The sequence below is a fragment of the Limnohabitans sp. genome (genome assembly GCF_034680285.1).
Lineage (GTDB): Bacteria > Pseudomonadota > Gammaproteobacteria > Burkholderiales > Burkholderiaceae_C > Limnohabitans_A.
Genome location: NZ_JAXITC010000004.1, coordinates 144,554 through 168,718, shown reverse-complemented (window position 1 = coordinate 168,718; position 24,165 = coordinate 144,554). Strand labels below are relative to the sequence as shown.

General features: G+C 59.8%; 24 protein-coding genes and 1 tRNA gene. 21 read left to right on the top strand and 4 right to left on the bottom strand.

Annotation, left to right across the window (positions count from 1 at the left end; genetic code table 11):
• The first annotated feature begins 4 nt into the window (after positions 1-4).
• The 17 genes from SWE17_RS05440 to SWE17_RS05360 all read left to right on the top strand — a co-directional run bounded on the left by SWE17_RS05440 (position 5) and on the right by SWE17_RS05360 (position 17,959).
• Entirely contained in the window at positions 5-1,207 is a 1,203-nt protein-coding gene (locus SWE17_RS05440) for an ABC transporter substrate-binding protein (RefSeq protein WP_322992090.1), read from the top strand.
• 23 nt (positions 1,208-1,230) lie between these two features.
• A complete protein-coding gene (locus tag SWE17_RS05435) occupies positions 1,231-2,103 on the top strand; it encodes a branched-chain amino acid ABC transporter permease (protein ID WP_053170744.1) in 873 nt (290 codons plus the stop codon).
• A complete protein-coding gene (locus tag SWE17_RS05430) occupies positions 2,100-3,077 on the top strand; it encodes a branched-chain amino acid ABC transporter permease (protein ID WP_322992089.1) in 978 nt (325 codons plus the stop codon). The genes SWE17_RS05435 and SWE17_RS05430 overlap by 4 nt, the downstream gene beginning before the upstream one ends.
• A complete protein-coding gene (locus SWE17_RS05425) occupies positions 3,074-3,850 on the top strand; it encodes an ABC transporter ATP-binding protein (RefSeq protein ID WP_416234972.1) in 777 nt (258 codons plus the stop codon). The genes SWE17_RS05430 and SWE17_RS05425 overlap by 4 nt, the downstream gene beginning before the upstream one ends.
• On the top strand, positions 3,847-4,557 hold the full coding sequence (locus tag SWE17_RS05420; RefSeq protein WP_322992088.1) for an ABC transporter ATP-binding protein: 711 nt from the start codon (positions 3,847-3,849) through the stop codon (positions 4,555-4,557). Before SWE17_RS05425 ends, SWE17_RS05420 begins: the two co-directional genes overlap by 4 nt.
• A 91-nt stretch (positions 4,558-4,648) precedes the next feature.
• Positions 4,649-5,641, top strand: a complete 993-nt coding sequence (locus SWE17_RS05415) for a tripartite tricarboxylate transporter substrate binding protein (RefSeq protein ID WP_322992087.1) — start codon at positions 4,649-4,651, stop codon at positions 5,639-5,641.
• On the top strand, positions 5,638-6,918 hold the full coding sequence (locus SWE17_RS05410; protein WP_322992086.1) for a 3-isopropylmalate dehydratase large subunit: 1,281 nt from the start codon (positions 5,638-5,640) through the stop codon (positions 6,916-6,918). The genes SWE17_RS05415 and SWE17_RS05410 overlap by 4 nt, the downstream gene beginning before the upstream one ends.
• Positions 6,915-7,418, top strand: coding sequence for a 3-isopropylmalate dehydratase (locus tag SWE17_RS05405; RefSeq protein ID WP_322992085.1), 504 nt, complete (start codon positions 6,915-6,917; stop codon positions 7,416-7,418). The genes SWE17_RS05410 and SWE17_RS05405 overlap by 4 nt, the downstream gene beginning before the upstream one ends.
• Positions 7,415-9,088, top strand: coding sequence for a hydantoinase B/oxoprolinase family protein (locus SWE17_RS05400; protein WP_322992084.1), 1,674 nt, complete (start codon positions 7,415-7,417; stop codon positions 9,086-9,088). The genes SWE17_RS05405 and SWE17_RS05400 overlap by 4 nt, the downstream gene beginning before the upstream one ends.
• Positions 9,085-11,157 (top strand): hydantoinase/oxoprolinase family protein, encoded by a 2,073-nt coding sequence (locus tag SWE17_RS05395; protein ID WP_322992083.1) that lies wholly within the window; start codon positions 9,085-9,087, stop codon positions 11,155-11,157. The genes SWE17_RS05400 and SWE17_RS05395 overlap by 4 nt, the downstream gene beginning before the upstream one ends.
• Positions 11,154-11,768, top strand: coding sequence for a cysteine hydrolase (locus SWE17_RS05390; protein WP_322992082.1), 615 nt, complete (start codon positions 11,154-11,156; stop codon positions 11,766-11,768). The genes SWE17_RS05395 and SWE17_RS05390 overlap by 4 nt, the downstream gene beginning before the upstream one ends.
• Before the next feature lie 4 nt (positions 11,769-11,772).
• Complete coding sequence (locus tag SWE17_RS05385) at positions 11,773-13,176, top strand: FAD-dependent oxidoreductase (protein ID WP_322992081.1); 1,404 nt, start codon at positions 11,773-11,775, stop codon at positions 13,174-13,176.
• Positions 13,173-14,054: an isocitrate lyase/PEP mutase family protein gene (locus SWE17_RS05380; RefSeq protein WP_322992080.1), complete on the top strand. Its 882-nt coding sequence runs from the start codon at positions 13,173-13,175 to the stop codon at positions 14,052-14,054. Before SWE17_RS05385 ends, SWE17_RS05380 begins: the two co-directional genes overlap by 4 nt.
• Positions 14,051-14,566, top strand: coding sequence for a GNAT family N-acetyltransferase (locus SWE17_RS05375; protein WP_322992079.1), 516 nt, complete (start codon positions 14,051-14,053; stop codon positions 14,564-14,566). The genes SWE17_RS05380 and SWE17_RS05375 overlap by 4 nt, the downstream gene beginning before the upstream one ends.
• 22 nt (positions 14,567-14,588) lie before the next feature.
• Positions 14,589-15,665 (top strand): amidohydrolase family protein, encoded by a 1,077-nt coding sequence (locus tag SWE17_RS05370; protein WP_322992078.1) that lies wholly within the window; start codon positions 14,589-14,591, stop codon positions 15,663-15,665.
• A 32-nt stretch (positions 15,666-15,697) separates the two neighbouring features.
• Positions 15,698-16,678, top strand: coding sequence for a tripartite tricarboxylate transporter substrate binding protein (locus tag SWE17_RS05365; RefSeq protein WP_322992077.1), 981 nt, complete (start codon positions 15,698-15,700; stop codon positions 16,676-16,678).
• Between the two features lie 21 nt (positions 16,679-16,699).
• On the top strand, positions 16,700-17,959 hold the full coding sequence (locus tag SWE17_RS05360; RefSeq protein WP_322992076.1) for a flavin-dependent oxidoreductase: 1,260 nt from the start codon (positions 16,700-16,702) through the stop codon (positions 17,957-17,959).
• Positions 17,960-17,971: 12 nt separating this feature from the next.
• Here SWE17_RS05360 and SWE17_RS05355 read toward each other — a convergent pair whose 3' ends face one another.
• Positions 17,972-18,679: a hypothetical protein gene (locus SWE17_RS05355; RefSeq protein WP_322992075.1), complete on the bottom strand. Its 708-nt coding sequence runs from the start codon at positions 18,677-18,679 to the stop codon at positions 17,972-17,974.
• Between the two features lie 8 nt (positions 18,680-18,687).
• Positions 18,688-19,386 carry a glutathione S-transferase family protein gene (locus tag SWE17_RS05350; protein ID WP_322992074.1) on the bottom strand — a complete coding sequence of 233 codons (699 nt, stop codon included), beginning with the start codon at positions 19,384-19,386 and terminating at the stop codon, positions 18,688-18,690.
• A 261-nt stretch (positions 19,387-19,647) separates the two neighbouring features.
• Here SWE17_RS05350 and SWE17_RS05345 point away from each other — a divergent pair, with 261 nt between their 5' ends.
• Positions 19,648-20,838, top strand: coding sequence for an MFS transporter (locus SWE17_RS05345; RefSeq protein ID WP_322992073.1), 1,191 nt, complete (start codon positions 19,648-19,650; stop codon positions 20,836-20,838).
• Between the two features lie 39 nt (positions 20,839-20,877).
• Here the strand turns inward: SWE17_RS05345 and SWE17_RS05340 are convergent, their stop codons facing one another.
• Complete coding sequence (locus SWE17_RS05340; protein WP_322992072.1) at positions 20,878-21,705, bottom strand: 2-keto-4-pentenoate hydratase; 828 nt, start codon at positions 21,703-21,705, stop codon at positions 20,878-20,880.
• Positions 21,706-21,818: 113 nt separating this feature from the next.
• Between SWE17_RS05340 and SWE17_RS05335 the strand changes: the two genes are divergently transcribed.
• Positions 21,819-21,895: transfer RNA gene (locus tag SWE17_RS05335), tRNA-Met, on the top strand.
• A gap of 62 nt (positions 21,896-21,957) precedes the next feature.
• Here SWE17_RS05335 and SWE17_RS05330 read toward each other — a convergent pair.
• On the bottom strand, positions 21,958-22,737 hold the full coding sequence (locus SWE17_RS05330; protein ID WP_322992071.1) for an enoyl-CoA hydratase: 780 nt from the start codon (positions 22,735-22,737) through the stop codon (positions 21,958-21,960).
• A 152-nt stretch (positions 22,738-22,889) separates the two neighbouring features.
• Between SWE17_RS05330 and SWE17_RS05325 the strand changes: the two genes are divergently transcribed.
• Positions 22,890-23,690: an enoyl-CoA hydratase-related protein gene (locus tag SWE17_RS05325; protein ID WP_322992070.1), complete on the top strand. Its 801-nt coding sequence runs from the start codon at positions 22,890-22,892 to the stop codon at positions 23,688-23,690.
• Positions 23,687-24,121, top strand: coding sequence for a hydroxyphenylacetyl-CoA thioesterase PaaI (paaI, locus tag SWE17_RS05320; RefSeq protein WP_322992069.1), 435 nt, complete (start codon positions 23,687-23,689; stop codon positions 24,119-24,121). Before SWE17_RS05325 ends, paaI begins: the two co-directional genes overlap by 4 nt.
• Positions 24,122-24,165: the final 44 nt, after the last annotated feature.

Genomic DNA, 24,165 nt, shown 5'->3' with positions numbered 1-24,165 from the left:
TCTCATGACCTCACGTCGCACTTTCATGGGCCAGTCCGCTGCTGCGGCCTCGGCGCTCGCGTTTCCACTGGTGGGCGGGGCACAGCCCAAGCCCATCAAAGTCGGTGTTTTGCACCCTGTCACCGGTGCCTTGGCTTATTCGGGCCAGCAGTGCCGCATGGGTGCCTTGATGGCGATTGAAGACATCAACAAGGCCGGTGGCATCAAATCGCTCGGCGGCGCCAAGATCGAAGCCATGCTCGGCGATGCGCAGTCAAGCCCCCAAGCAGGCACGGCCGAAATCGAGAAGATGAACGAAGCCGGCGTGAGCGCTGTGGTCGGTGCCTTCGCCTCGGCCATTTGCCTGGCCACGACACAAGCGGCGGCCAAGTACAACCTGCCCCATGTGGTCGACGTCGGTGTGGCTGACCAGATTGTGGAGCGCGGCCTGAAAAACACCTTCCGGTTTGGACCCGGATACAGAAAATGCGCCGAAGTCGCCGTGTCCAGCCTCCACGTTTTGAACACCGCCGCAGGCAAGCCTGCCCGCACCGTGATGATCGTGCACGAAGAGTCGCTGTTCGGTACAGGCACCGCCAACTTGCTGGCCAAAGAGCTGCCTGGTTACGGCTATGAAGTGAAAGAAATCATCAAGCACGCCAACCCCACGCGTGACTTCAACAACATCGCGCTGCGTATCAAGCAGGTCAACCCCGACATCCTGATCCCGGCCAACTACTACAACGAATACGCCTTGTTGGTGCGCACCTTGCAGCAGCAAAAAATCACGCCCAAGGCCATTTACTCGGTGCTGGGTGGTGCGGCGTCAAGCTACAAGTTCGTCAAGGAGTTTCCAGAAGCGGCCAACGGCATCATCGACTGCAACCACTGGTTCAACCCCAAGGACAAGCGCTCGGCCGAGTTGCGCAAGCGTGTGGAAGCACAGGGCCAATTCTTCAGCTACGAAGTGTTCATGACCTACACCGCCATGATGCTGCTGGCCGATGCCATTGAACGCGCCAAGTCGCCCGACCGCGCCGCCATCATCGACGCGCTGGCGTCCAGCAAGTTCGCCAATCACATCATGCCCTACGGCGCGACCAATTTTGTCAATGGTCAGAACATGGGCGCACAGCCTTTGATGACCCAGGTCCACAAGGGCGACATCAAGGTGATCGTGCCGCGTGACTACCGCGAGATTGAGCCGATTTTCCCGCTCAAGGGCTGAATGCGCTGACCTGAAAGACCCCGATGCTGGACTTCAACATCCTGTTTCCTTCTGTGCTCAACGGCATCACCACCGGTGCCGTGTACGCGCTGATCGCACTGGGCCTCACGCTCATTTATGGCGTGCTGCACATCATCAATTTCGCGCACGGCGCGTCATTGATGGTGGCGCTGTATGGCGTGTACATGCTGAAGCAACACTTCGGGGTCGATCCCTACATGGCCCTGCCCATCATGGTGCCCGCCATGTTTGTGCTGGGCTATGCACTGCAGCGCGGGGTCATCAACCGCGCCAGCCACGGCAAGGATGAAAACATCCTGCTCGTCACGCTGGGTATTTCCATCGTGCTCGAGAACCTGGCGCTCTTGTTCTTCAAGTCCGACACCCGCACCATCGAGACCGCCTACACCTTGACCACCGTCGAGATCGGTCCCGCCTTCATTGCGCTGCCCAAGCTGGTGTCTTTTGCTGGGGCCTTGGTGGTGTCGGCTGTTTTGTTGCTCATCGTGCAAAAAACCGATTTGGGTCGCGCCATCCGCGCTGTCTCCAAAGAAAAGCAAGGCGCACGTTTGATGGGCATCGATGTGGACCATGTGTACGCCATGTGTTTTGGTTTGGGCTTGGCCAGTCTGGGCGCTGCGGCCTGCTTTTTGATGCCGGCCTATTACGTCAACCCGCAAGTGGGCAACGGTTTTGTGCTGGTGGCCTTCACCATCGTGGTGCTGGGCGGCATGGGCAGTTTTGCCGGGGCTTTGCTGGGCGGCTTGCTGATTGGTGTGGTGGAGTCGCTGGGCGGTTTGCTGCTGGGTGAGTCGCTGGGCCAGGTGGGTATTTTTGTGATTTTCATTGCGGTGCTGTTGCTGCGGCCGCAAGGCTTTTTTGGAGCGAAGGCATGAAAGACTTTCGCAACATCGCACTGTTTGTGCTGCTGGTGGGGGCGGTGCCCTTGTTCACCGATTCGGGCGTGATGCTCAATTTTGTGATGACGTCTTTGTACGCCTGCCTGCTCTCGCAGGCGTGGAACGTGCTGGGCGGTTTTGGCGGTCAGTTTTCCTTTGGCCATGCGCTGTTTTTTGGCACGGGCGCTTACGTGCAGGCCATCGCGCAAATGCAGTGGGGTCTGAGCCCTTGGGTGGCGCTGCCTTTGGCCATGGCTTTTGCGGCGGGTGTGGGCGCTTTTGTGGGCGCGGCTTCGTTCCGTTACGGGCTCAAGGGCTCTTATTTCGCGCTGGTCACGCTGGCTTTTGCCGAGGTGTTCCGCATTTTGGCCACCTCGGTGCCTTTCACCGGTGCCGGTGTGGGCCTGATGCTGCCACTCAAAGAGTCGACCGCCAACATGCAGTTTGGCAGCCGCGCCGGTTTCATTTGGCTCATGCTGGGTCTGGTCACGCTGGCGCTGTGCATCACCGCTTGGCTGCGCCACTCTCGTTTTGGCGCTTACCTTCAGGCGGTGCGCGACAACGAAGACGCGGCCCGCGCCATTGGCGTGAACCCCTTCAGTGTCAAGTTGATCGCCACCATTTTGTCGGGCGGCCTGATGGGCGCTGCTGGCGCGTTTTATGTGCAGGTGTTCCAGTACATCGACCCGGGCATCGCCTTTGGGGCGCACACCTCGGTTGAGGCCTTGGTCGGCGCGATTGTGGGTGGCATGGGCACGCTGTGGGGCCCGATCTTGGGCGCAGTGAGCCTGCACATCCTGGCCGATGTCACGCGCAATATGTTTGGGCAGTTGCCGGGCATCAACATGGTCATTTATGGCGTGGTGCTGATCGTGATCGTGATGTTCTTGCCGCGCGGCATTGCGGGCTTGGGCACCATCACGCCGCTGCAATGGCTGCGCGGCAGCAAGTCGGACGGAGACAAATCATGAGCACGCTGCTGCAGATCGAGGGCGTGGGCAAGTCCTTTGGCGGCTTGAAGGCCGTGCAAAACGTGAGCCTGTCGGTGACCGAAGGGCGCTTGAGTGCCTTGATTGGACCCAATGGAGCGGGCAAGACGACCTTGTTCGCGCTCATGTCGGGCTTTTTGACGCCCGACACGGGCCGTGTGGTGTATGCGGGCCAGGACATCACCGGCCAGCCGCCGCACCTGAATGCCCGCATGGGCCTGACACGCACCTTCCAGATCGTGCAGCCTTTTGCGGCACAAACGGTGCGCGAAAACATCGCGGTGGGGGCGCATCTGCATTTACCGAGCCGCGCCCAGGCGCTGGCGTTTGCCGAATCGGTGGCAAGCCAAGTGGGCTTGACGCCCCAGTTGGACAAACTGGCCAGCGACCTGACGGTGGCCGGTCGCAAGCGCTTGGAGCTGGCCCGGGCACTGGCCACGCGGCCGCGTTTGTTGCTGCTGGACGAAGTGCTGGCAGGCCTGAACCCGCAAGAAATTGCCGAGATGATCCCGGTGGTGCAAGGCATTGCCCAAAGCGGCGTGACGGTGCTGATGATCGAGCACGTCATGCAAGCGGTGATGAGCCTGGCGCAAGAAGTGTGGGTGTTGGCACAGGGGCAGCTGATTGCCCAAGGCACGCCCGCCGAAGTGACGAACAACAAAGCCGTGGTGGAGGCCTATCTGGGCCACGGCACGGCCGAGCGTTTGCAAAAGAACGTCGCCCAAGCCAAAACAGTTCAGGAGGCACAGGCATGAGCGCTTTGTTGAATGTGCAGGGCCTCAAGTCCGGCTACGGCGTGGTCGAGGTCTTGCGCGGTGTGGACCTGCAGGTCATGCCGGGTGAACTGGTGGCGCTGCTCGGCAGCAACGGCGCAGGCAAGACCACCCTCAACCTCACGCTGAGCGGCTTGGTGGCCACGCGTGGGGGGCAAGTGGGGTTTGACGGACAGGACATCACCGGCCTGCACTCGCGCCAGGTGGTCATGCAGGGCTTGATTCAGGTGCCCGAAGGCCGCAAGGTCTTCCCCAACCTGAGCGTGCACGAGAACTTGGAGCTGGGCGCCTTCACCCGCGGCCGCGAGCGCAAGCAGCAAAACCTGGACAAGGTTTACGAAACTTTCCCACGACTGAAAGAGCGTGTGGCCCAGTTGGCAGGCACTTTGAGCGGCGGCGAGCAACAGATGCTCGCCATTGGCCGGGGCCTGATGGCCGAGCCGCGTTTGCTGATTCTGGACGAGCCCTCTCTGGGTTTGTCGCCACTGTTGGTGGAAGAGATGTTTGGCCTGATCTCGAAGCTGCGCAGCAGCGGCCTGGCGATTTTGCTGGTGGAGCAAAACGTGGGCCAATCGCTGGACATCGCCGACCGTGCTTATGTGATGGAAAACGGTCAGATCCGTTTTTCTGGCACACCCACCGACTTGTTGGCCACTGACACGCTGAGACAAGCCTATTTGGGCATGTGAAGGCCGTGGATGGCCCATGGGCACAGGGACCCCATCGCCCGCAAAGCGATTTGCACAGAACCGATGAATTTTTGACATGGAGGACAGCCACATGACACCCACAAACCCATTGCACCGCTCTTCGGCAACACGCCGCGCTCTGCTCTTGAGTGCCGCTTGGGCCTGTGCGGCAACCTCCGGCTGGGCCCAGGCCCAAACCCAGCCGCCCATCAAGATTTTGGTGGGAGCCCCCGCAGGCGGCACCACCGACACCATGGCCCGTACCTTGGCCACGGTGCTGGGCACCCAGTTGGGCCGCACCGTGGTGGTCGAGAACAAGCCCGGCGCGGGCGGCAACCTGGCGGCTGACGCCGTGGCCAAAGCCGCGCCCGATGGCAACACCCTGCTGATGAGCTTCACCAGCCACGCCATCAACGCCTCGCTGTACCCCAGTTTGCCGTTTGACCCGGTGAAAGATTTCACACCCTTGACCATGGTGTCCACTTCGCCATCGATTCTGGTGGCCCACCCCAAGGTGTCCGCCAACAACGCGGCCGAGTTGGTCAAGCTGGCCAAAGCCAAGCCGGGCCAGTTGAACTTTGCCATTGGTGCGTTGGGCTCGTCTTTGCACATGGCGGGTGACGCATTCAAGATGCAAGCGGGTGTGTTCATTGTCAACATCCCCTACCGTGGCACGGCCCCGGCGGTGCAAGACGTGCTGGCCGGTCAGGTGGACTTGATGTTCGCGGCGGTCGGCAATGTGCAGTCGCACATCAAGGCGGGCAAGCTCAAGGCGCTGGGCGTGACCAGCGCCAAGCGGTTGGCGGCTTTTCCGGATGTGCCCGCGATTGCTGAAAGCCTGCCAGGCTACGAATCCAGCGCCTGGTTTGGCTTGTTTGGCCCGGGTCGCATGAGCCCCGATGTGGCGAAAAAAATGGCCGATGCAGCCCGCGCTGCCGTGCAGTCGCCCGAGGTGAAGCGGCGCATCGAAAACGAAGGCGCTACGCCTGTGGGCAACAGCCCTGAAGAATTTGCCCGCTTTGTCGACAGCGAGATCGTGCGTTGGCGCAAAGTGGTTCAGTACGCGGGAGCGAAACCAGAATGAGCGCTGCTGTGTCGCAAACCCTGGCTCAAAAACTCATTGCCCGCGCGGCAGGCCGCAGCCATGTGGCGGTGGGTGAGGTGGTCACCTGCAACGTGGACCTGGCCATGTTCCACGACTCGTCCGGTCCCAGGCGTTTGAAGCCGATGCTCGACGAGTTGGGCGCGGAAATCTGGGACAAAAACAAGGTGGTGCTGGTGCTCGACCACTACGTGCCTGCACAAGACGCGGATGCGCAGCAGATCGTGCAGATCGCACGCGACACAGCCAAACAATGGAAGCTGCCCCATGTGATCGACAGCGAAGGCATTTGCCATGTGGTGCTGCCCGAGCGCGGTCACTTGAAGCCCGGCATGTTTTGTGTGGGCGGCGACTCCCATTCACCCACGGGAGGTGCTTTTGGTTGCTACATGTTCGGCATCGGTGCAACCGAGATGCTGGGCGTGTGTGTCACCGGCCAAATCTGGGTGCAGGTGCCGCGCACCTTGCGCATGCATTGGTCCGGCCGCTTGCAGCATGGGGTATCGGCCAAAGACATGATGCTTCACATGGTGGGGCGCTTTGGCATGAACGGCGGGCAATACCAGGCGGTGGAGTTTGCAGGGCCTGCGGTGCAGGCCTTGTCCATGGCCGAGCGCATGACGCTGTCCAATATGAGTGCCGAGATGGGGGCGCAAGCGGGCCTGATCGCGGCCGACGAGACCACCTTGAATCATCTGCGGAGTATCGGTGTGGCACCGGAGCATCTGGCCGGGGCCGAGCAATGGTTTACCGACACAGACGCTGACTACGAGCAGCAGGACTTTGACGCCAGCACCCTCAGCCCCCAAGTGGCTGCACCACACAGCCCGGCCAATACAAGGGATGTGGCCGAGTTTGCCGATGTGTCGCCCAGCATTGCCTACATCGGTGCCTGCACCGGCGCCAAGCTCGAAGACCTCCGCGCCGCCGCTTCGGTGCTCAAAGGCCAGCGCGTGGCTGCGGGTGTGCAGCTCATGGTGGCACCTGCCAGCGCCCGCGAACAAGCGCAGGCCACCGAAGAAGGCGTGATGCAAACCCTGCTGGACGCCGGGGCCACGGTGCTGCCCAACAGCTGCGGCGCGTGTGCGGGCTATGGCGCGACTTTCCCTGAAGGCTCCACCGTGATTTCGACCACCGCCCGCAACTTCAAAGGCCGCATGGGCCCAGCCAGCGTGAACGTGTACTTGGCCTCGCCCTACACCGTGGCCGCCTCGGCTTTGCGCGGACGCATCAGCGATGCGCGCGAGGTGCTGGCATGACAAACCGCGCATTTGACAACGCACGCGTTTGGCGAGTGGGTGCCGATTTAGACACCGATGCCCTGGCGCCCGGCGCATACATGAAGCACGGCCTGGAGGTGATCGGTTGGCATTGCTTGGAAGCGGTGCGCAGCGACTTTGCATCCGGCGTGCGCGAGGGCGATGTGATTGTGGCCGGGGCCAACTTTGGCATCGGGTCATCGCGTGAACAGGCCGCCGGTGTGCTGCGGCACTTGGGGCTGGCGGCGGTGATTGCACCGTCTTACAGCGGCCTGTATTTTCGCAACGCCTTCAACTTGGGTCTGCTGCTCTTGACCTGCCCTGACGCCGTCAAGATCGAAGAGGGCGAGCGCGTGGGCGTGTCGTTTGAGGGCGATATCCCCGTGGTGATTCGCGCCAACGGTCAGCGCTTGGCCTGCGCCCCGATTCCTGAATTTTTGATGGACATGGTCGATGCGGGGGGCTTGCTGCCCCTGCTCAAACAAAGAAAGCCTGCATGAACCCGACTGAACCTGTGATGGACCCTGTCACCTTGGCTGTGTTGCGCGGCCGACTCGAACAGATTGCCGACGAGATGGACGCGACGCTCTACCGCAGCGCCTTCAACCCCATCATTGCCGAGGCGCACGACGCCTGCCACGGTTTGTACGACGCCATCACTGGCGACACCCTGATCCAGGGCAAGTCGGGCTTGCCGGTGTTTGTGGGCGCCATGGCTTTTGCCGTGCGGGCGGCCATGCGTGTGGCGGCTGAGCGCGGCGGCATGCAGCCGGGCGATGTGTGGCTGTTCAACGACCCCTACGAAGGCGGCACTCACGCCAACGACTTCAAGCTGGTCAAGCCCTGCTTTCGCAACGGGCAGCTGTATTGTTTTTTGGCATCGGCCGCGCATTGGCACGACGTGGGCGGTGCGGTGCCTGGCAACTACAACCCGGCGGCGACCGAGTGCTGGCAAGAAGCGGTGCAAATTCCGCCGGTGCGCATCTTGCGCGCTGGTGTGCTCGACGAAGACGTGCTGGCCATTTTGCGGGCCAACACCCGTTTGCCCGACAGCCTGTGGGGTGACCTGAATGGCCAACTGGCCGCACTCGAATTGGGCGCACGCCGCTTGGACGGTTTGCTGGACGAATACGGCGACGCCAAAGTGGCGCAGGCCTTGGTGGAGCTGCGCACCCGCGCTGTGCGACTGATGCGCTCGCATATTGGCAGCTTACCCGATGGCCGTTACAGCTTTGAAGATGTGCTGGACAACGACGGCGTGAAAGACGAGCTGCTCACCATTGCGCTCGACATGACCGTGGCGGGCGATCGGTTGACGCTGGACTTTTCGCGCACCTCGGCCCAATGCGCCGGGCCGGTGAACATCTCACGCGCCACGGCAGTCGCCGCCTGTTATGTGGCTTTGAAGCATGTGTTCCCCGATGTGCCCGCCAACGCGGGTGTGCTGGATGCGGTGGACTTTGTGATCCCCGATGGCTTGGTCATCAGCGCATCGCGTCCGCGTCCGGTGGGTGGTTACACCGAAACCATTTTGCGCATGATCGATGTGATCTTCAGCGCCACGGCCCTGGCCGATCCGCAGCGGGCCGTGGCCCATGCCTACGGCACCATCAACGCCTTGTCGATTGCGGGGCACCGCACCGACGACAAGCGCAAAGGCCAGCGCTGGGTGATGTTCAGCTTTTTTGGCGGCGGACACGGCGGCCATTCGGATGGCGATGGCTTGTCGCATGGCAATGCGCCGATCTCCACCGCCACCATCCCGCCGATGGAGATTTTGGAAGCGGCTTACCCGGTGCGCTTCACGCAGTGGGCCTTGCGCCCCGGCTCGGGGGGTGACGGCCAGCACCGGGGCGGTCTGGGCGCGATTTACGAAATCGAGTTACTCGAAGACAGTGCCGAGGCCTTCATTTTTGGCGAACGCGGCAAGTCTGCGCCCAAGGGCATACATGGCGGCCAGCCTGCGCTGCCCAATGTGTTTGAGTACTGCCAAAACGGCGAGTGGAAAACACCACCCATGGTGTCCAAGATGTTGGGCATCCACTTGAAAAAAGGCGACCGCGTGCGCCTGCAAACGCCGGGCGGCGGTGGTTGGGGCGCCCCCGCTGAGCGCTCGGCGCATGACCGTACCAAAGACAGCGCACTGGGTTACACCAAGGAACAAGCATGAGCGAGGCAGTAGTGAACCAACCGCATTGGGTGGTGGGTGTGGACGTGGGCGGTACGTTTACCGACCTGTTTGTGCTGGACGAAAAAACCGGCCAGGCCCGCATCGTCAAGGTGCCATCGACCCGGGGTGAAGAAGCCCGGGGCTTCATGAACGGCATCGCCAAAGTCACAGGCAACACGGGGGCTGATGGTGCCAAAGAGATCGCCACCATCGTGCATGGCACCACCGTGGGCACCAATGCTTTGCTGGAACGCAAGATCGCGCGCACCGGCATCATCACCACACGCGGGTTCCGCGACGTGCTGGAAATGCGCCGCCGCGACCGCCCGCAAACCTGGGGCCTGCGCGGCAGCTACACCCCGGTGGTGCCCCGTGCCTGGCGTCTGGAAGTGGACGAGCGTGTGCTGGCCGATGGCCAGTTGCACACGCCCGTGAATCTGGACCAGGTGCGCGAACAAGCCCGCGCTCTGCTGGCCGAAGGCTGCGAGGCGGTGTGTGTGTTCTTTGTGCACGCCTATGCCAACCCCGGCAACGAACAAGCCGCTGTGGCGGCCGTGCGCGAGATTTGGCCCAACAGCTATGTGACGGCGGCCAGCGAAGTGCTGCCTGAAATTCGCGAGTTCGAGCGCTGCTCCACAGCCACCTTGAACGCCGCTTTACAGCCCGTGGTGGGCAGCTATTTGCAGCGCCTGGATGGCGACCTGCGTGCCCAAGGCTTTGGCGGTGAGTTGCTGATTGTGCAAAGCAATGGTGGCGTCATGTCGCGCGAGACGGCCTGTGATGTGCCGGTGCGCACCGCGTTGTCGGGCCCTGCGGCAGGCGTGATGGCCTGCGCCGAGATTGCCCGCGCTTCGGGTTTTGAGAACGTCATCACGGGTGACATCGGCGGCACGTCGTTTGACGTGTCTTTGGTGGCCGGTGGCGAGGCAGCGCTGGCTGCGCAAACTTCCATCGAGTTTGGCTTGGTGGTGCGCTCGCCCATGATCCAGATCGAGACCATCGGCGCTGGTGGCGGCTCGATTGCCTCGGTCGATGCGGGCGGTATGCTGCAAGTGGGCCCCGAGTCGGCCGGCAGCATTCCCGGCCCTGCTTGCTATGGGCGCGGCAACACCCGCCCTACGGTGACCGATGCCAATGTGCTGCTGGGCCGCATCGCGGCTGACCGGCCTTTGGGCGGCGGATTGTTGCAAAAGCTCGATTCGGGCTTGTCCGAAACAGCCATTGCCCAGCATGTGGCCGAGCCTTTGGGCTTGACCGCGCTGGCCGCGGCCGAAGCGATTTTGACGGTGGCCAATGCCCGCATGGCCGGCGCGATCCGCGTGGTGTCCATTGAGCGTGGGCACGATCCGCGCCAGTTCGCTTACATGCCCTTTGGTGGTGGTGGTGGCCTGCATGTCTGCGCCATGATGCGCGAGGTGGGTGTGACCACCGGCATCGTGCCGCGTTACCCGGGCGTCACTTCGGCGCTGGGCTGCGTGATGGCCGACATGCGCCACGATGCGGTGCAGACCCTGAACGTGGCTCTAGCCGATGTGGCTTGGCCGGAGTTGTTGCAACGCGTGGACAGCTTGGCCGAGGCTTGCCAGGTGCGCCTGGATTCTGCCGGTGTGAACTTTGTGCGCGTTGACGAAGTCATCAGCTTTGACATGCTCTACATGGGCCAGACCCATACCCTGCAAGTCCCGGTGAAGCGCGAGCAATTGAATGCTGCCGGATTGTTGGCGGCGTTTGAAGCGGCTTACCAGCACGCCTTTGGCCGTGTGCTGCAAGGCCCGGTGATCCGCGTGATGAACCTGCGTTATGCGCGTATCGGGCGACGTCCCAAGTTCGACTTGGCGGTGCTGGCCCCGCAAGGCGAAGGCCGCACCACCCCGGTGGGTGAGCAGCAGGTCTACCACCAAGGCCAGTGGTGGACCGCGCAGCGCTACGAGCGCTTGAGCCTGCCCGTGGGCACCGTGGTGCAAGGCCCGGCAATTTTGGAGCAGCCCGACACCACGGTGTGGTTGGAGCCGGGCTTTGAAGGCCGTGTGGACAAATTGGGCAACCTGTTGGTGGAGCGCACAGCATGAACTTGAAGAACGCAAAATTGGGCAAAAACATGGGCATGGTCATTGTGGACCTGCAAAACGATTTTTTGGCCCCCGATGGTGCGTATGCCCGGGGCAACACCTTGAGCGCCGAGGCGGTGAAGTTGCCCGAGCGCATGGCCCCGGTGGCACGTGCCATCAAGGCCCATGGCGGTTTGGTAACAGCCAGTTTGTTCACGCTGTGGCCCAACGCGCAGGGTGAGCCCATGATTTCGGCGCACCTGAAAGAGCGCCGGCCGTTTTTGCGCAAGGGTGACTTCGCGCCCGGAAGTCGGGGCCAGGCCAATGTGGACCTGCTCGCTCCGTTGGTCGATGTGTCGGTGTTCAAGGTCGCGTATTCGGCCTTCTTCAACACGCAACTCGACTGGGTGCTGAAAAAATCGGGCATCGACACCCTTGTGGTGTGCGGCATTGTCACCAACGGTGGCGTGGCCAGCACGGTGCGCGACGCCCATGTGCGCGACTACCACGCCATTGTGTTGTCGGACGGTTGCGCCGCCTTCAGCGAAGCCGCGCACCAGGCCGCGCTGGCCGACATGGGCTCGGTGGCCGATGTGATGGACAGCGCCACCTTTTTGAAACAACTGGGCTGACACCATGAACGCGCCGCTGCCGCAAGTTCGCCTGGCTGCTGATTTGCAAGCCGACGACCACACACCGGTGGTGATTGTGGGCGCTGGCGCTTGTGGCCTCACGGCTGCGCTGGCCTTGCACCGCTTGGGTGTGGAGTGTGTGGTGCTGGAGCGTGATGCGTTTGCAGCGGGCTCCACCGCTTTGTCCTCGGGCTTTGTGCCCGCGCCTTGTACGCAAGCTCAACAGGCCCAAGGCATCAGCGACAGCGTGGACTTGTTCGCATCAGACATTCAGGCCAAGGCCCACGGTCAGGCCGCGCCGCATTTGGTGCAAGCCTATGCCCAACACATCGGCCCCGCCATGGACGCGCTGGCTAATCACCACGGCCTGCCCTGGCAGGTGCTGGACAACTTTTTGTACCCCGGCCACAGCGCCCACCGCATGCACGCCGTGCCCGAAAAAACCGGTGCGGGTCTGATGAGCCGCTTGCAAGCCGCAGCCGATGCCGCAGGCGTGGTGGTGCTCACACAAGCGCAAGTCACCGAGCTGTGGGCCGACGACATGCAGTGCATCCATGGGGTGGGTTTTGTCAGGCCCGATGGCCAGACCGAGCGCATCCGATGTGATGCGGTGATCTTGGCTTGCAACGGTTTTGGCGGTACAGCGGCCATGGTGAAAGAAATGCTGCCCGAAATGGCCGAGGCCACTTATGCGGGCCATGTGGGCAACGATGGCAGCGCCATCGCTTGGGGCCAACAACTGGGCGCACGCCTGGCCGACCTGGGCGCGTACCAAGGCCACGGTTCATGGGCGGTGCCACAAGGCGCTTTGATCTCGTGGGCGCTGATGATGGAAGGTGGCGTGCAGATCAATGCCGAAGGCCAGCGCTTTCACGACGAAACCCAGGGCTACTCGGAGGCGGCTGTTCATGTGCTGGCGCAACCGGGTGGTGTGGCCTGGAATGTGTTCGACGATGCGCTCTTGAATTTCGCGCAAGACTTTCCGGATTTTGTGACGGCGCAAGGCGCTGGCGCGGTTCAAAACGCGGGCGATGTGGCGGCACTGGCGCAACTGATCGGCTGTCCGCCAGAAGCATTGCAAGCCACCTTGAATGCGGTGCAACGCGGCACCGACCCGGGCACGGGCCGCACGTTCAAACGCGCCTTGCAAGCCCCGTTTCACGCCATCAAGGTGACAGGCGCTTTGTTCCACACCCAAGGCGGTTTGGACATCGACGCACAAGCCCGTGTGCTGCGCCAGGGCGGCACGCCCTTGCCCAATGTGTTGGCCGCAGGCGGCGCAGCGCGGGGCGTGTCGGGGCAAGCGGTGTGGGGTTATTTGTCGGGCAACGGCTTGCTCAGCGCCATCGCGGGCGGGCACATCGCCGCGCACACGGCACAACAACTTTTGAAGGATTCGGCACCATGAACCAGCCGCACAATTTGGCGCAGCGCCTGCAACAAGACCAGGCCTTGCTGACCCCCGGTGTGTACGACGCACTCACCGCGTTGGTCGCCCAGCAGGCAGGCTTTGAGGCGCTCTATTTGTCTGGTGCATCGATTGCCTACACACGCCTCGGCCGCTCCGACATCGGTCTGACCACCGCCACCGAAGTGGCGCAGACCTTGGCGCACATCACCGACCGGGTGAACATTCCCGTGATCGTGGACGCCGACACCGGCTTTGGCAACGCGCTCAACACCCAACGCACCGTGCGCGACTTCGAGCGGGCCGGGGCCGCGATGATCCAGATCGAAGACCAGACTTTCCCCAAACGCTGTGGCCACCTGGACGGCAAAGGCGTGGTGCCGGTCGCCGAGATGCAGGGCAAGCTGCGTGCGGCGCTGGACGCCCGTCACGACAAGAACACCTTGATCCTGGCGCGCACCGATGCGGTGGCGGTCGAGGGGCTGGATGCTGCACTGGAGCGGGCCGAGCGCTATTTGGAATGCGGTGTGGATGCGCTTTTCATCGAAGCCCTGCGCTCCGATGAACAAATGAACCGCGCCTGCGCCCAGTTTGCCAAGCGTGTGCCGCTGCTGGCCAACATGGTCGAGGGCGGGAAGACACCGGTGCAAAGCGCGGCCGAGTTGGGCGAGCGCGGTTTCAAGATCGTGATTTTCCCGGGTGGCACGGCGCGGGCGGTGCTGCACACCTTGCAAGGCTATTACGAGAGTTTGCACACCCACCAAACCACGCGGCCCTGGCAAGAAAAAATGCTGGACTTCGATGGCCTGAACGCGGTGATTGAAACGCCTCAATTGCTGGCGCTGGGGCAGCGCTACGAAAGCGGTGAAAAGTCATGACACACGGCATCGTTTTGCGCGGCCTGCGGGTGGGCGACATCGGTTGGGTGGCGCACAGGCAAGGCATTTTGTATGCGCAGGAATACGGCTGGGACGGCACGTTCGAGGCCATGGTGGCTGAAATCGGTGCGCAGTTTGTTAAAAATTTCGACCCCGCTTGGGAGAACGCATGGATCGCCGAAATCGAAGGTCAGATCGTGGGTTCTGTGTTTCTGGTCAAGGTCTCCGAACAAGTGGCCAAGCTGCGTATGTTGTATGTCGAACCCCAAGCACGCGGACAGGGGCTGGGTCAGGGCCTGACGGATGCATGCATCGCCTTTGCCCGCACCAAGGGGTACCAGAAATTGACCCTATGGACCAATGACATTCTGGTTGCCGCTCGAAGCATTTACCAGGCCTCTGGATTTGTTTTGGTTGCAGAAGAAAACCACCGATCTTTTGGCCACGATTTGGTGGGCCAAAATTGGGATCTTGACTTGCAACTCGCTCCATCATTGACCCAGCAACGCTGAATTGACCTCAGGAGACCCGACGATGAGCACCGTGCACACCTTACCCCAGCGCCCCTATCGGCGAATTGCCACCGAAGAAGCTTTTTCTCCGCCCGAAATGCTGGAGATCTACAAACGCATCTTGGCCAAAGACGATGTCGATGTAGGCTTCAAGCATCTGATGGGTTTTTACATGAGTAGCCCCAGTGAGCGTGCTCAGCACATCATGCGCTGTTTGGTGGATCTGGATGAATTGCGACTGCAGCACATGGACGCAGCGGGCGTGGATGTTCAGGTGATTGGATTGACATCCCCTGGTGTGCAGATCATGGACAAGGACACGGCGGTAGCCTTTGCCCCAGAAGCCAACGACGTGTTGGCCGCCGCCACGCGCCGCCAACCCGATCGCTTGGTGGGCATGATTGCGGTGGCTCCGCAAGACCCAGCTGCTGCGGCCAAAGAAATCCAGCGCGGTGTGAACCAGCTGGGCATGCACTCGGTGGTGATCAACTCTCACACCCAAGGTGAGTACTTGTCCGATACCAAATTTTGGCCCATTTTTGAAGCGGCCGAAGCCATGGATACCCCGATTTACCTGCACCCCAACGCCATGCCCGCCAGCATGATTCAGCACTTCATTGAGGCAGGCCTTGATGGTGCGATTTATGGATTTGGCGTTGAGACCGGTTTGCACGCGCTGCGACTCATCACCTCAGGGGTATTTGACCGATTTCCCAAGTTGCAGATCATCTTGGGTCACATGGGCGAGGCCTTGCCGTTTTGGGCTTATCGACTCGATTACATGCATGCAGCGACGGTGCGCTCCAAGCGCTACCCCAGTGTGCAACCCACACAGCGAAAACCCAGTGATTACCTGCGCGAGAACTTCCACATCACCAACAGTGGCGTGGCTTGGGGCGCAGCGCTCAAGTTCACACAAGATTTCATGGGACCAGACCGTGTGCTTTACGCCATGGACTATCCCTACCAATATGTGCCTGAAGAAGTGGCCATGCTCGAAAATCTCGACATGGCACCTCAGGTTCGAAAAGCCTTCTTTCAAGACAATGCAGAGCGGTTGTTCAAAATACCGTCCGCTCAAGCATTGGTCAAAGTTTAAAAACTCAATCAATCCACCGTGGAGACAATCGCATGATCACCATTCGCCGCCGTCAAATTTTGGCACTCACTGCCGCCTTCATGACCTCGGTCAGTGGCGTGGCCTTGGCGCAAAGTTCATATCCCAGTCAGACCGTCAAAATCATCGTGCCGTTCACGCCGGGGACCGGAATGGACACGATTGCAAGGGTGGTTGCTCCACGCTTGAGTGAACGCTTGGGACAACCGGTGGTGGTGCAAAACCAGCCTGGTGCCAGCGGCAACATTGGTGCTGATGCCGTGGCCAAGTCAACGCCCGATGGTTACACCGTCTTGATGGGTGCTAACACCATGTTGATGGCGTCGCAAATGTACAAAAGTGTCAGCTTTGATCCCATCAAGGATTTCGCACCTGTTTCGATGGCCGCATATGGTTCACTGATGCTGGTGGCCCATCCCAAGACGGGCATCAAGTCGGTGCCGGAATTGGTTAAGCAAGCGCAAGCCCGGCCCGGTTCGATCAGCTTTGGCTCTCCGGGCGTAGGGACTCCACACCACATGGCCATGGAGCTGTTCAAGTTGGAATCGAACACATTCATGCTGCACGTGCCTTATCGGGGTTCAGCCGGGTACACCCAAGATCTTTTGGGTGGAGAACTCAATGTGGGTTTCTTGCCGGTCCACATTGCCCAAGGATTAGTTAAAAATGGTCGCTTGAATGCATTGGCTGTCGGCAGTCCCAAGCGACACCCAGTTGCGCCGGATGTTCCTACGTTTGATGAAGTGGGTGTTAAACGTGTGGATGTTGACCTCTGGTACGCATTCTTCGTTCCCAGCAAAACACCAGGCGCCGTGGTTTCACGTTTGAACACCGAGATGGCTGCCATCCTGCGGCAAAACGATGTGAAAGATATTCTAGGAAAAGCCGGTATGGATGCCATCCCTTCCACGCCAGCGGAGCTCGCTGCCATCAGCGCCAAAGACTATCCGCGTTGGGGTACTGTGATTCGCAGTAAGCAAATTTCGGCCGATTGAGCTGTGCATAGGACTTCAATCATGAACAAACAGATTAGCGGGATTGCCATTGTGGGCGGTGGCGTGGGTGGTCTTGCGTTGGCTTTGCACTTGCATGCAAGAGGCGTGGTCTGTGATGTCTTTGAAGCTGTGGCAGAAGTGCGCGAGCTGGGGGTCGGGATCACCCTTTTGCCTCATGCCATGCGCGAGTTGGCAGCCCTTGGCTTGCAGCTCGCACTGGAGGCGGCAGGGATTGAAAATTATGAAAGTGCATTTTTCAATCGGCATGGTCAATTCATTTACAGCGAGCTGCGTGGTCGGCATGCAGGTTATTCGGTGCCTGAAGTCGGTATTCACCGAGGCAAGTTGCATAAAATTTTGTTTGATGCAGCGGTCCAGAGATTGGGCGCTGATCGCATCCACACCGGACACCGCTTTGTGGGTTTGACGCAGGGTGATGACCATGTCTTGATTCAATTCAACGATCCAGAAGGTCAGCCTCGGCCCGAAGTTCGCGCGCAGGTGTTGATTGCATCCGATGGTGTGAACTCATCGGTTCGTCGTCTTTTCTACCCCGATGAAAAAGTGGTGTTCACGGGCATTAACACCTGGCGCGGCGTCACGCATTTCAATCCGATCTTGACCGGCAAGACCTACATGCGCATTGGATCGATTGAGACCGGCAAGATGGTGATTTACCCCATCGTGGATAAGGTTGATGCCCAAGGACGGCAGTTGGTCAATTGGATGGCCGAGATTCGCATGGAGGGTGTTTCGCAAAACGACTGGAATCGCCAAGGGCGTGTGGAAGATGTCTTGCCTTTGTTCAAGGACTGGACGTTTGATTGGCTGAATGTGCCCGAGTTGATCGCCAAGGCCGAATCCATTTTGGAATACCCGATGGTGGACAAGGACCCCATTCCGCAATGGACGTTTGGTCGCGTCACCTTGCTGGGCGATGCGGCGCACCCCATGTACCCGCGTGGCTCTAACGGCTCGGCACAAGCGCTGGTGGATGCACGCACTTTGGCCGACGAATTGGCCCAGGCCTCGGTAGCCGGTGACTGGGTTCAGGCCTTGCATCGTTATGAAGATGTGCGCAGACCATTGACTACGAAAGTGGTGTTGACCAACCGCAGTACACCGCCGGACTTCATCAACATCAAGGTGGACGAGTTGACGCAAGGAAAACCTTTTCGGCACATCGATGACGTGATCAGCCAAGCCGAACTGCGTCAGATTTCAGACGATTACAAAAAAATCGCTGGATTCTCTTTGGACGCCATGGCCACCCAGCGTTGAGCTTTGTACAGACTAGAGGGTTTTAGGACACCAGCCCATTTCAAGCCAGTGTGCGTAGCCTGGCTTGAAGTCCCACGCTGTGTGCTGCACAGGCGTTCCCTCGACCAGAACCTGCTCGGTCAGGTGGTCCAGGCAAGGACTGATCGCCCCCATGCGGTGGAGCCAGGCTTGGGTCTGTGGACTGTCCATGGCCGCGGGCGCCAAACCTTGTTGGGGTGGTGGCAAGGCACCACTGGGTGAGCAGCGCCCTGACATGCGGTCGTGCACACTGCCCCAAGCCACGGAACGCATCTTTTGCTTCAGTTGTCCCAATTGTCGCTCGACGCTTTGCACGTCATCAGCAGTGAAACGCAATTGCCCCAACACGTTGTCAAACCAAAAGAAAGCGTTGGGCAGGCTTTGTGTACAGCGTGTCAAGGCACCCAAGCCATCGCCCGTGTGCAGTTGCAATAGGGTGCCATGTTGTCGCAAGGCCCGACCGTGTCGCCACCGAAACAAAGGCGCAGCCCAAGGATCGATGTCCCAAGCATGCACTTCTTTGAATTGGATCAACCATGCGGTAGGCAGCATCCAACCTGCACTCGCACCGATCAGCACGAGCTGATCTCGTGGCATGGTTTGAGCTAGCAGCCAAGTTTCAATTTGAGCAGCGGCAGGTGCCCAGCGTTCTTGCGAACGCCAAGCACGCCAATGCCAGTGCCAACCGCCCGTCAGATTCATTCTCTGTCTCAGGCTTTGCTCAAGCGTTCGTTTTGCGGGAACATGAATTTTTTGGCATCCGCATCCATTTCGGTCTTGAAGGTGTATTTCGTTTTGAAAGCTTCGGCGCGTTGAGCAGCCGGACGGGCATTCACCAAATCTAGCAGGCGTTTGATGTGGGGATATTGCGCCCAAGTGGCCTCTCCTGTGCCCAAGACATAAGGCAGCATGCGCGCCCAGCCCCACAGTGCCATGTCCACTACGCTGTAGTGATCACCCAGCATATAAGTGTTTTGTGCCAAGTGCTTTTCCAACACAGTCCAGTGGCGGTGGGCTTCAAAGTCGTAACGGTTCAGTGCGTACTCTTTGGGCTCCGGCGCTGCATGGCGAAAGTGCACCGATTGGCCTGAAAACGGGCCAATGCCACTGGCGATGAAAAGAAGCCACGACAAGGCAGCGCCACGCTCCTTGGCTTGTGAGATGGCAGGCATGAATCTCTGCTCGCGATCGGCCAAGTAAAGCAAGATGGCATTGCTGTCGAAAACAGTGACCTCGCCATCGGTGATGGCGGGTACTTTGGCGTTGGGGTTCACGGCTAAGAAGGCAGGTGCAAATTGCTCGCCCTTGCGCGTGTCCACCGGCACGGCCTCAAATGGCAGGCCCAGCTCTTCGAGCAGCAGGGCGATTTTCATGGGGTTGGGGGCGGCGTTGAAGAAAAATTTCAGCATGGTTTTTCCTTGGGTGCAGGGTTATGGCGGATACGATAGATGAGCTCAACAGTTTGACCGAGTTCTGCTGGGGTGCTTCGGTTATTTCAGTCATTTCGGCGACTGTGATGCCCAAGGTTTGTTGTTGCTTTATACCTATATTTTCAGTGCTTGCATTCATCGGGGCGGTTTGTTGGTCAAGGCGGGTGTCAAAGCCAATTGACCGTTGTTTGAGTATGGGGGCCCATGGTTGTGAGTCTCGCTTGTTCAGGAGATGAAGCAATGAATAACTGGTGGCCCTTGCTGCTGACTTTGGTGATCCAAGCGATGGTGGCCATGGCCTTGTTGACTTTGCCGGTCATGGCCCCGGTGGTGGCCCAGGCCCTCGATGTGTCACCTGCGCTGGTGGGTTTGTATGTTTCGGTGACTTATGCCGGGGCCATGCTTGCCACCTTGATGGGTGGCGCCACAGTGGCCCGCATGGGGGCCATTCGTGTGAGTCAGTGGGGCTTGTTGTTGTGTGCTTTGGGTTTGCTCTTGTGCGCTGTGCCTTGGCTACCTTCAATGGTTTTGGGTGCAGTTTTGATTGGTTTGGGTTATGGCCCGATCACGCCGGCCAGTTCTCACCTGCTTGCACGAACCACGCCCAAGCCCCAGATGTCCTTGGTCTTTTCGATCAAGCAAACCGGCGTGCCTTTGGGCAGCATGCTGGCCGGTGCCGTGGTGCCACCGTTGGCCTTGCTCATTCATTGGCAGATGAGCATGGTGTTCGTGGCAGTCCTTTGTCTTGTATGCGCTTGGGTGTCACAGGCTTTACGGGCTGAACTCGACAGTGACCGTCATGCCGGAGCAGCCATCTACTGGGGCTGTCTGATTCAGCCCATTCGCTTGGTAGTGGCCCACCGTGCTTTGTTCACCATGGCTTCCTGCTCCTTCATGTTTTCCATGGTTCAGTTGTCGCTCACCACCTACTTGGTCACTTTTTTACACGAAGACTTGTCGTATGGCTTGGTCGCTGCGGGTTTGGCCTTGTCAGTGACACAGCTGGGGGGCATTGGCGGGCGCGTCGTTTGGGGGTACGTGGCAGACCGTTGGTTGGGTGCTCGGCGCATGCTTTTGTTGCTGGCCAGCATGATGGCTTTGGGTGCTTTGGCTTCGGCATTTTTGACCACAGAGACACCCCAAAGCGTGGTGATCGGCATTTTGGTGACCTTTGGTGCATCGGCCATCGGCTGGAACGGGGTGTACCTGGCCGAAGTGGCTCGTCGTGCGCCCGCAGGCATGGCCAGTATGGCCACGGGTGGGACTTTGGCCTTTACTTTTTTGGGCGTTGTCTTGGGGCCGCCCATGTTCGGTGCCTTGTCGGGCTTGTTCGGCACTTACCGTGCGGGTTTTGTCGGTTTGATGGTGATGGCTTGCATCAGTGGCACAGTGTTGTTCTGGACTCAAAGATCCGGTCGGCTTGTCCAGTAGCCGGGCGTGGCTTTCGTTTTGTCCTGTACCTCACAGGACCTAGACCGAAAAATGCATGCTGACTTCACCCAGTGGGCCGAAGTCTGCCGTTGCTGTGTCTCCGGGAACCAACTCCAGCGGAACCATGCAGGTGCCCGTGGTGACCACATGTCCTTTTGCCAGCGTGATGCCTAGACTCGAGAGCTGGTTTGCCAGCCAAGTCAAGGCAATGCGGGGGTCTCCGAGGACCCAAGCGCCTGAGCCTGTTCGGGTGTACCGATTGGTTTCGCCCTGATGCACTTGCGCCTCAACAGCATGGGTGCTCAAGTCAATCTGGCGCCACCCATCGGTCGCAGGAGGGCCCAGCACAAAATGGCGTGCGCAGGCGTTATCGGCCAACAACTGCGCCTCTCCAGCTTCAGTGAAGGGCGCCAGCCGTGAGTCCGGCACTTCAAGAGCCGGGTGCAGCGTGGCCACGGCGGCCATGACCTCTTGCAAGCTAAATGGCGAGTTTTGTGGCGGCAAATCTTGACCCATGGTGAAGGCGAACTCTGGTTCGGCCACGCGCATCCGGTTACCGGATGAAGGAATGGAGGCACCGCTTCCAAACACTTGGCCAGACAACAGTCGCCCAGCCAAAGGGCCGCTGACATTGATATGGGCTTGTCCGTTGAGGCTGGTGGCAGCGATTTTCCAACCGATGACCTGGCGCCCCGACACAGTTGGCAATTGAGCCTGCACTTGATAACCTTGGACCGCGTTTAATGGTCGGCAGGTTTCGGGGAAAATTGGAAATGCTCGCCCTGATTGCCATTGTTCCCAGACCCATTGAGCAGCTTGCTTGCTGGAAAGGAAGTCACTGAATTGCGGGTTGGTCGGTGTTGTCATTTGTGAATTGTTGCGCTTTTCAATGGGTGATGCACTGAATTTTGTGTATAATTTTTGGCTTGGTGACGTGAGTCATCCACATCAACCTGTTGGTTTGAATGTGAAGAGTTCTTGGTGATATAGCTCAGTTGGTTAGAGCGCAGCATTCATAATGCTGATGTCGGTGGTTCAAATCCACCTATCACCACCAAATTAAAAAGCCCACAGTTTTGCGACTGTGGGCTTTTTGATTATTGGCCCTTGCTGGAAGCGTCAGCCGTTCACAAAGTTCGGTGCGCGCTTGTTCAAAAACGCGTCCATGCCTTCTTTTTGGTCGGCGGTGGCAAACAGTCCATGGAACAACCGGCGCTCAAACATCACGCCGTCGCTCAGCCCGCTTTCAAAAGCGCGGTTCACGCTTTCCTTGGCAGCCATCGTGGCCAGTTGCCCATAGCTGCAAATCATCAGTGCAGCACCCAGCGCTTCTTCCATGAGTTTTTCCAGCGGTACAACGCGGCTGACCAAGCCGCCGCGTTCGGCTTCTGCAGCGTCCATCATGCGGCCTGTCAGGACCAAATCCATGGCCTTGGACTTGCCCATGGCTCGAGGAAGGCGCTGCGTGCCACCGGCACCGGGGATGATGCCGATCTTGATCTCCGGTTGACCAAATTTGGCATTCTCGGCGGCGATGATGAAGTCGCACATCATGGCCAACTCGCAGCCGCCGCCCAGTGCAAAGCCACTCACAGCTGCAATCACGGGTTTGCGGATGCTGCGGATGGTTTCCCAATTGCGGGTGATGAAGTCATTTTTATAGACCTCGTGAAAAGTGAACTTCGCCATGGCCGCAATGTCGGCGCCCGCTGCAAAAGCCTTTTCGCTGCCGGTAATCACGATACAGCCAATGGCCTCGTCGGCGTCAAAAGCCTTGAGGGCAACACCCAGCTCATCCATCAGGGCGCTGTTGAGCGCGTTCAAGGCTTTGGGGCGGTTGAGGGTGATGATGCCAACTTGGCCGGCTTCGGTGCGGACTTCGATGTTTTCGTAGCTCAAGGTTTTCTCCTGCAGTGGGGACAAATCAAGGAATGACTATAACCACCCCAACTGTGCTCAGTCTGTCGCTCTGGCGCTGAGGCTGCATAGGGAAAACATTAACCAACCGATCGGTCGGCTAATGATACAGTCACGCATCCAGGAGACCGAAGATGACCGAATCGACCACAACGGTGTTGTACGAAGAGAGAGGCGCTGTGGCGCTGATCACCCTGAACCGCCCGCAAGCCCTCAACAGTTTCACCCGCGCCATGCACCACGACCTGTGGGCAGCCCTTGATCTGGCCGAGGCCAATCCGGCCATCCGTGCCGCCGTCATCACGGGCGCTGGCCGAGGCTTTTGTGCCGGGGCCGATCTGTCTGATTTTGATTTCACCCCCGGCCCCAACCGTGTTGAACGTGCCGATCCAGGCCCCATCATCGATCAGGCTTTCAACCCCAGCACGCGCCGTTTGCAGACGCTGCGCATGCCGACCATTGCGGCGGTCAATGGCGTGGCGGCAGGTGCAGGGGCCTCGATGGTCATGGCCTGCGACATCGCCATCGCTGCGCCCAACACCAGCTTCATCCAGGCTTTCAGCAAGATTGGTTTGATCCCCGATGCGGGCGGCAGCTGGTTGTTGGTCGAGCGCTTGGGCCTGGCCCGCGCCATGGCGCTGGCCATGACCGGTGACAAACTGACAGCTGAGAAAGCCAAGGAGTGGGGCATGATTTGGGAGGTATCCGACGATGCTTTGGCCGCTGCGCTCGCGCTGGCCGAGCGCTTGGCGCAGATGCCCACCAAGGCATTGGTCGCTACCCGAGCCTTGCTTCAGTCGGCCACCACACGCACGCTGTCACAGCACCTGGACGAGGAACGTGACACCCAGTCGGCCCTGGGCCGCACGCATGACTATTTCGAGGGCGTGCAGGCCTTCCTCGAAAAGCGCCCTGCCCAGTTCAAAGGCGAATGATGAGTGACCCTAAAGCACTGGCCCAGTTGGTGGGTGAGACCATGTTCGCAGTCGACGTGGCATCCAAGGACACGATGGGCATGGAACTGCTGGCCTGCGAGCCCGGCCGCGCCCTGATGCGTATGACGGTCAAAGAACTGCACCTGAACGGTCACAAAATTTGCCACGGTGGATTTATCTTCACCCTGGCTGATTCGACCTTTGCCTTTGCCTGCAACAGCTACAACAAGAACGCGGTGGCTGCGGGTTGCAGCATCGAATTTTTGAAGCCTGGCAAGTTGGGCGATGTGCTGACTTGTGAAGGCGTCGAGCAGACCCTGAGTGGACGCCATGGCATCTACGACATGAAAGTCACCAACCAGAACGGCGAAGTCATCGCCATGTTCCGTGGCAAGAGTGCACAGATTCCTGGCTCTGTGGTGCCGGAATAAATCAATGAATTGGGGTGCAGGTCTTCAGCCCTGTCCCCCGCTGA

What these genes read in the sequence shown, in the direction of transcription:
- SWE17_RS05440 (WP_322992090.1), top strand. Translation starts at nt 5, where the DNA reads ATGACCTCACGTCGCACTTTCATGGGCCAGTCCGCTGCTGCGGCCTCG.
- SWE17_RS05435 (WP_053170744.1), top strand. Translation starts at nt 1,231, where the DNA reads ATGCTGGACTTCAACATCCTGTTTCCTTCTGTGCTCAACGGCATCACC.
- SWE17_RS05430 (WP_322992089.1), top strand. Translation starts at nt 2,100, where the DNA reads ATGAAAGACTTTCGCAACATCGCACTGTTTGTGCTGCTGGTGGGGGCG.
- SWE17_RS05425 (WP_416234972.1), top strand. Translation starts at nt 3,074, where the DNA reads ATGAGCACGCTGCTGCAGATCGAGGGCGTGGGCAAGTCCTTTGGCGGC.
- SWE17_RS05420 (WP_322992088.1), top strand. Translation starts at nt 3,847, where the DNA reads ATGAGCGCTTTGTTGAATGTGCAGGGCCTCAAGTCCGGCTACGGCGTG.
- SWE17_RS05415 (WP_322992087.1), top strand. Translation starts at nt 4,649, where the DNA reads ATGACACCCACAAACCCATTGCACCGCTCTTCGGCAACACGCCGCGCT.
- SWE17_RS05410 (WP_322992086.1), top strand. Translation starts at nt 5,638, where the DNA reads ATGAGCGCTGCTGTGTCGCAAACCCTGGCTCAAAAACTCATTGCCCGC.
- SWE17_RS05405 (WP_322992085.1), top strand. Translation starts at nt 6,915, where the DNA reads ATGACAAACCGCGCATTTGACAACGCACGCGTTTGGCGAGTGGGTGCC.
- SWE17_RS05400 (WP_322992084.1), top strand. Translation starts at nt 7,415, where the DNA reads ATGAACCCGACTGAACCTGTGATGGACCCTGTCACCTTGGCTGTGTTG.
- SWE17_RS05395 (WP_322992083.1), top strand. Translation starts at nt 9,085, where the DNA reads ATGAGCGAGGCAGTAGTGAACCAACCGCATTGGGTGGTGGGTGTGGAC.
- SWE17_RS05390 (WP_322992082.1), top strand. Translation starts at nt 11,154, where the DNA reads ATGAACTTGAAGAACGCAAAATTGGGCAAAAACATGGGCATGGTCATT.
- SWE17_RS05385 (WP_322992081.1), top strand. Translation starts at nt 11,773, where the DNA reads ATGAACGCGCCGCTGCCGCAAGTTCGCCTGGCTGCTGATTTGCAAGCC.
- SWE17_RS05380 (WP_322992080.1), top strand. Translation starts at nt 13,173, where the DNA reads ATGAACCAGCCGCACAATTTGGCGCAGCGCCTGCAACAAGACCAGGCC.
- SWE17_RS05375 (WP_322992079.1), top strand. Translation starts at nt 14,051, where the DNA reads ATGACACACGGCATCGTTTTGCGCGGCCTGCGGGTGGGCGACATCGGT.
- SWE17_RS05370 (WP_322992078.1), top strand. Translation starts at nt 14,589, where the DNA reads ATGAGCACCGTGCACACCTTACCCCAGCGCCCCTATCGGCGAATTGCC.
- SWE17_RS05365 (WP_322992077.1), top strand. Translation starts at nt 15,698, where the DNA reads ATGATCACCATTCGCCGCCGTCAAATTTTGGCACTCACTGCCGCCTTC.
- SWE17_RS05360 (WP_322992076.1), top strand. Translation starts at nt 16,700, where the DNA reads ATGAACAAACAGATTAGCGGGATTGCCATTGTGGGCGGTGGCGTGGGT.
- SWE17_RS05355 (WP_322992075.1), bottom strand. Translation starts at nt 18,679, where the DNA reads ATGAATCTGACGGGCGGTTGGCACTGGCATTGGCGTGCTTGGCGTTCG.
- SWE17_RS05350 (WP_322992074.1), bottom strand. Translation starts at nt 19,386, where the DNA reads ATGCTGAAATTTTTCTTCAACGCCGCCCCCAACCCCATGAAAATCGCC.
- SWE17_RS05345 (WP_322992073.1), top strand. Translation starts at nt 19,648, where the DNA reads ATGAATAACTGGTGGCCCTTGCTGCTGACTTTGGTGATCCAAGCGATG.
- SWE17_RS05340 (WP_322992072.1), bottom strand. Translation starts at nt 21,705, where the DNA reads ATGACAACACCGACCAACCCGCAATTCAGTGACTTCCTTTCCAGCAAG.
- SWE17_RS05325 (WP_322992070.1), top strand. Translation starts at nt 22,890, where the DNA reads ATGACCGAATCGACCACAACGGTGTTGTACGAAGAGAGAGGCGCTGTG.
- paaI (WP_322992069.1), top strand. Translation starts at nt 23,687, where the DNA reads ATGATGAGTGACCCTAAAGCACTGGCCCAGTTGGTGGGTGAGACCATG.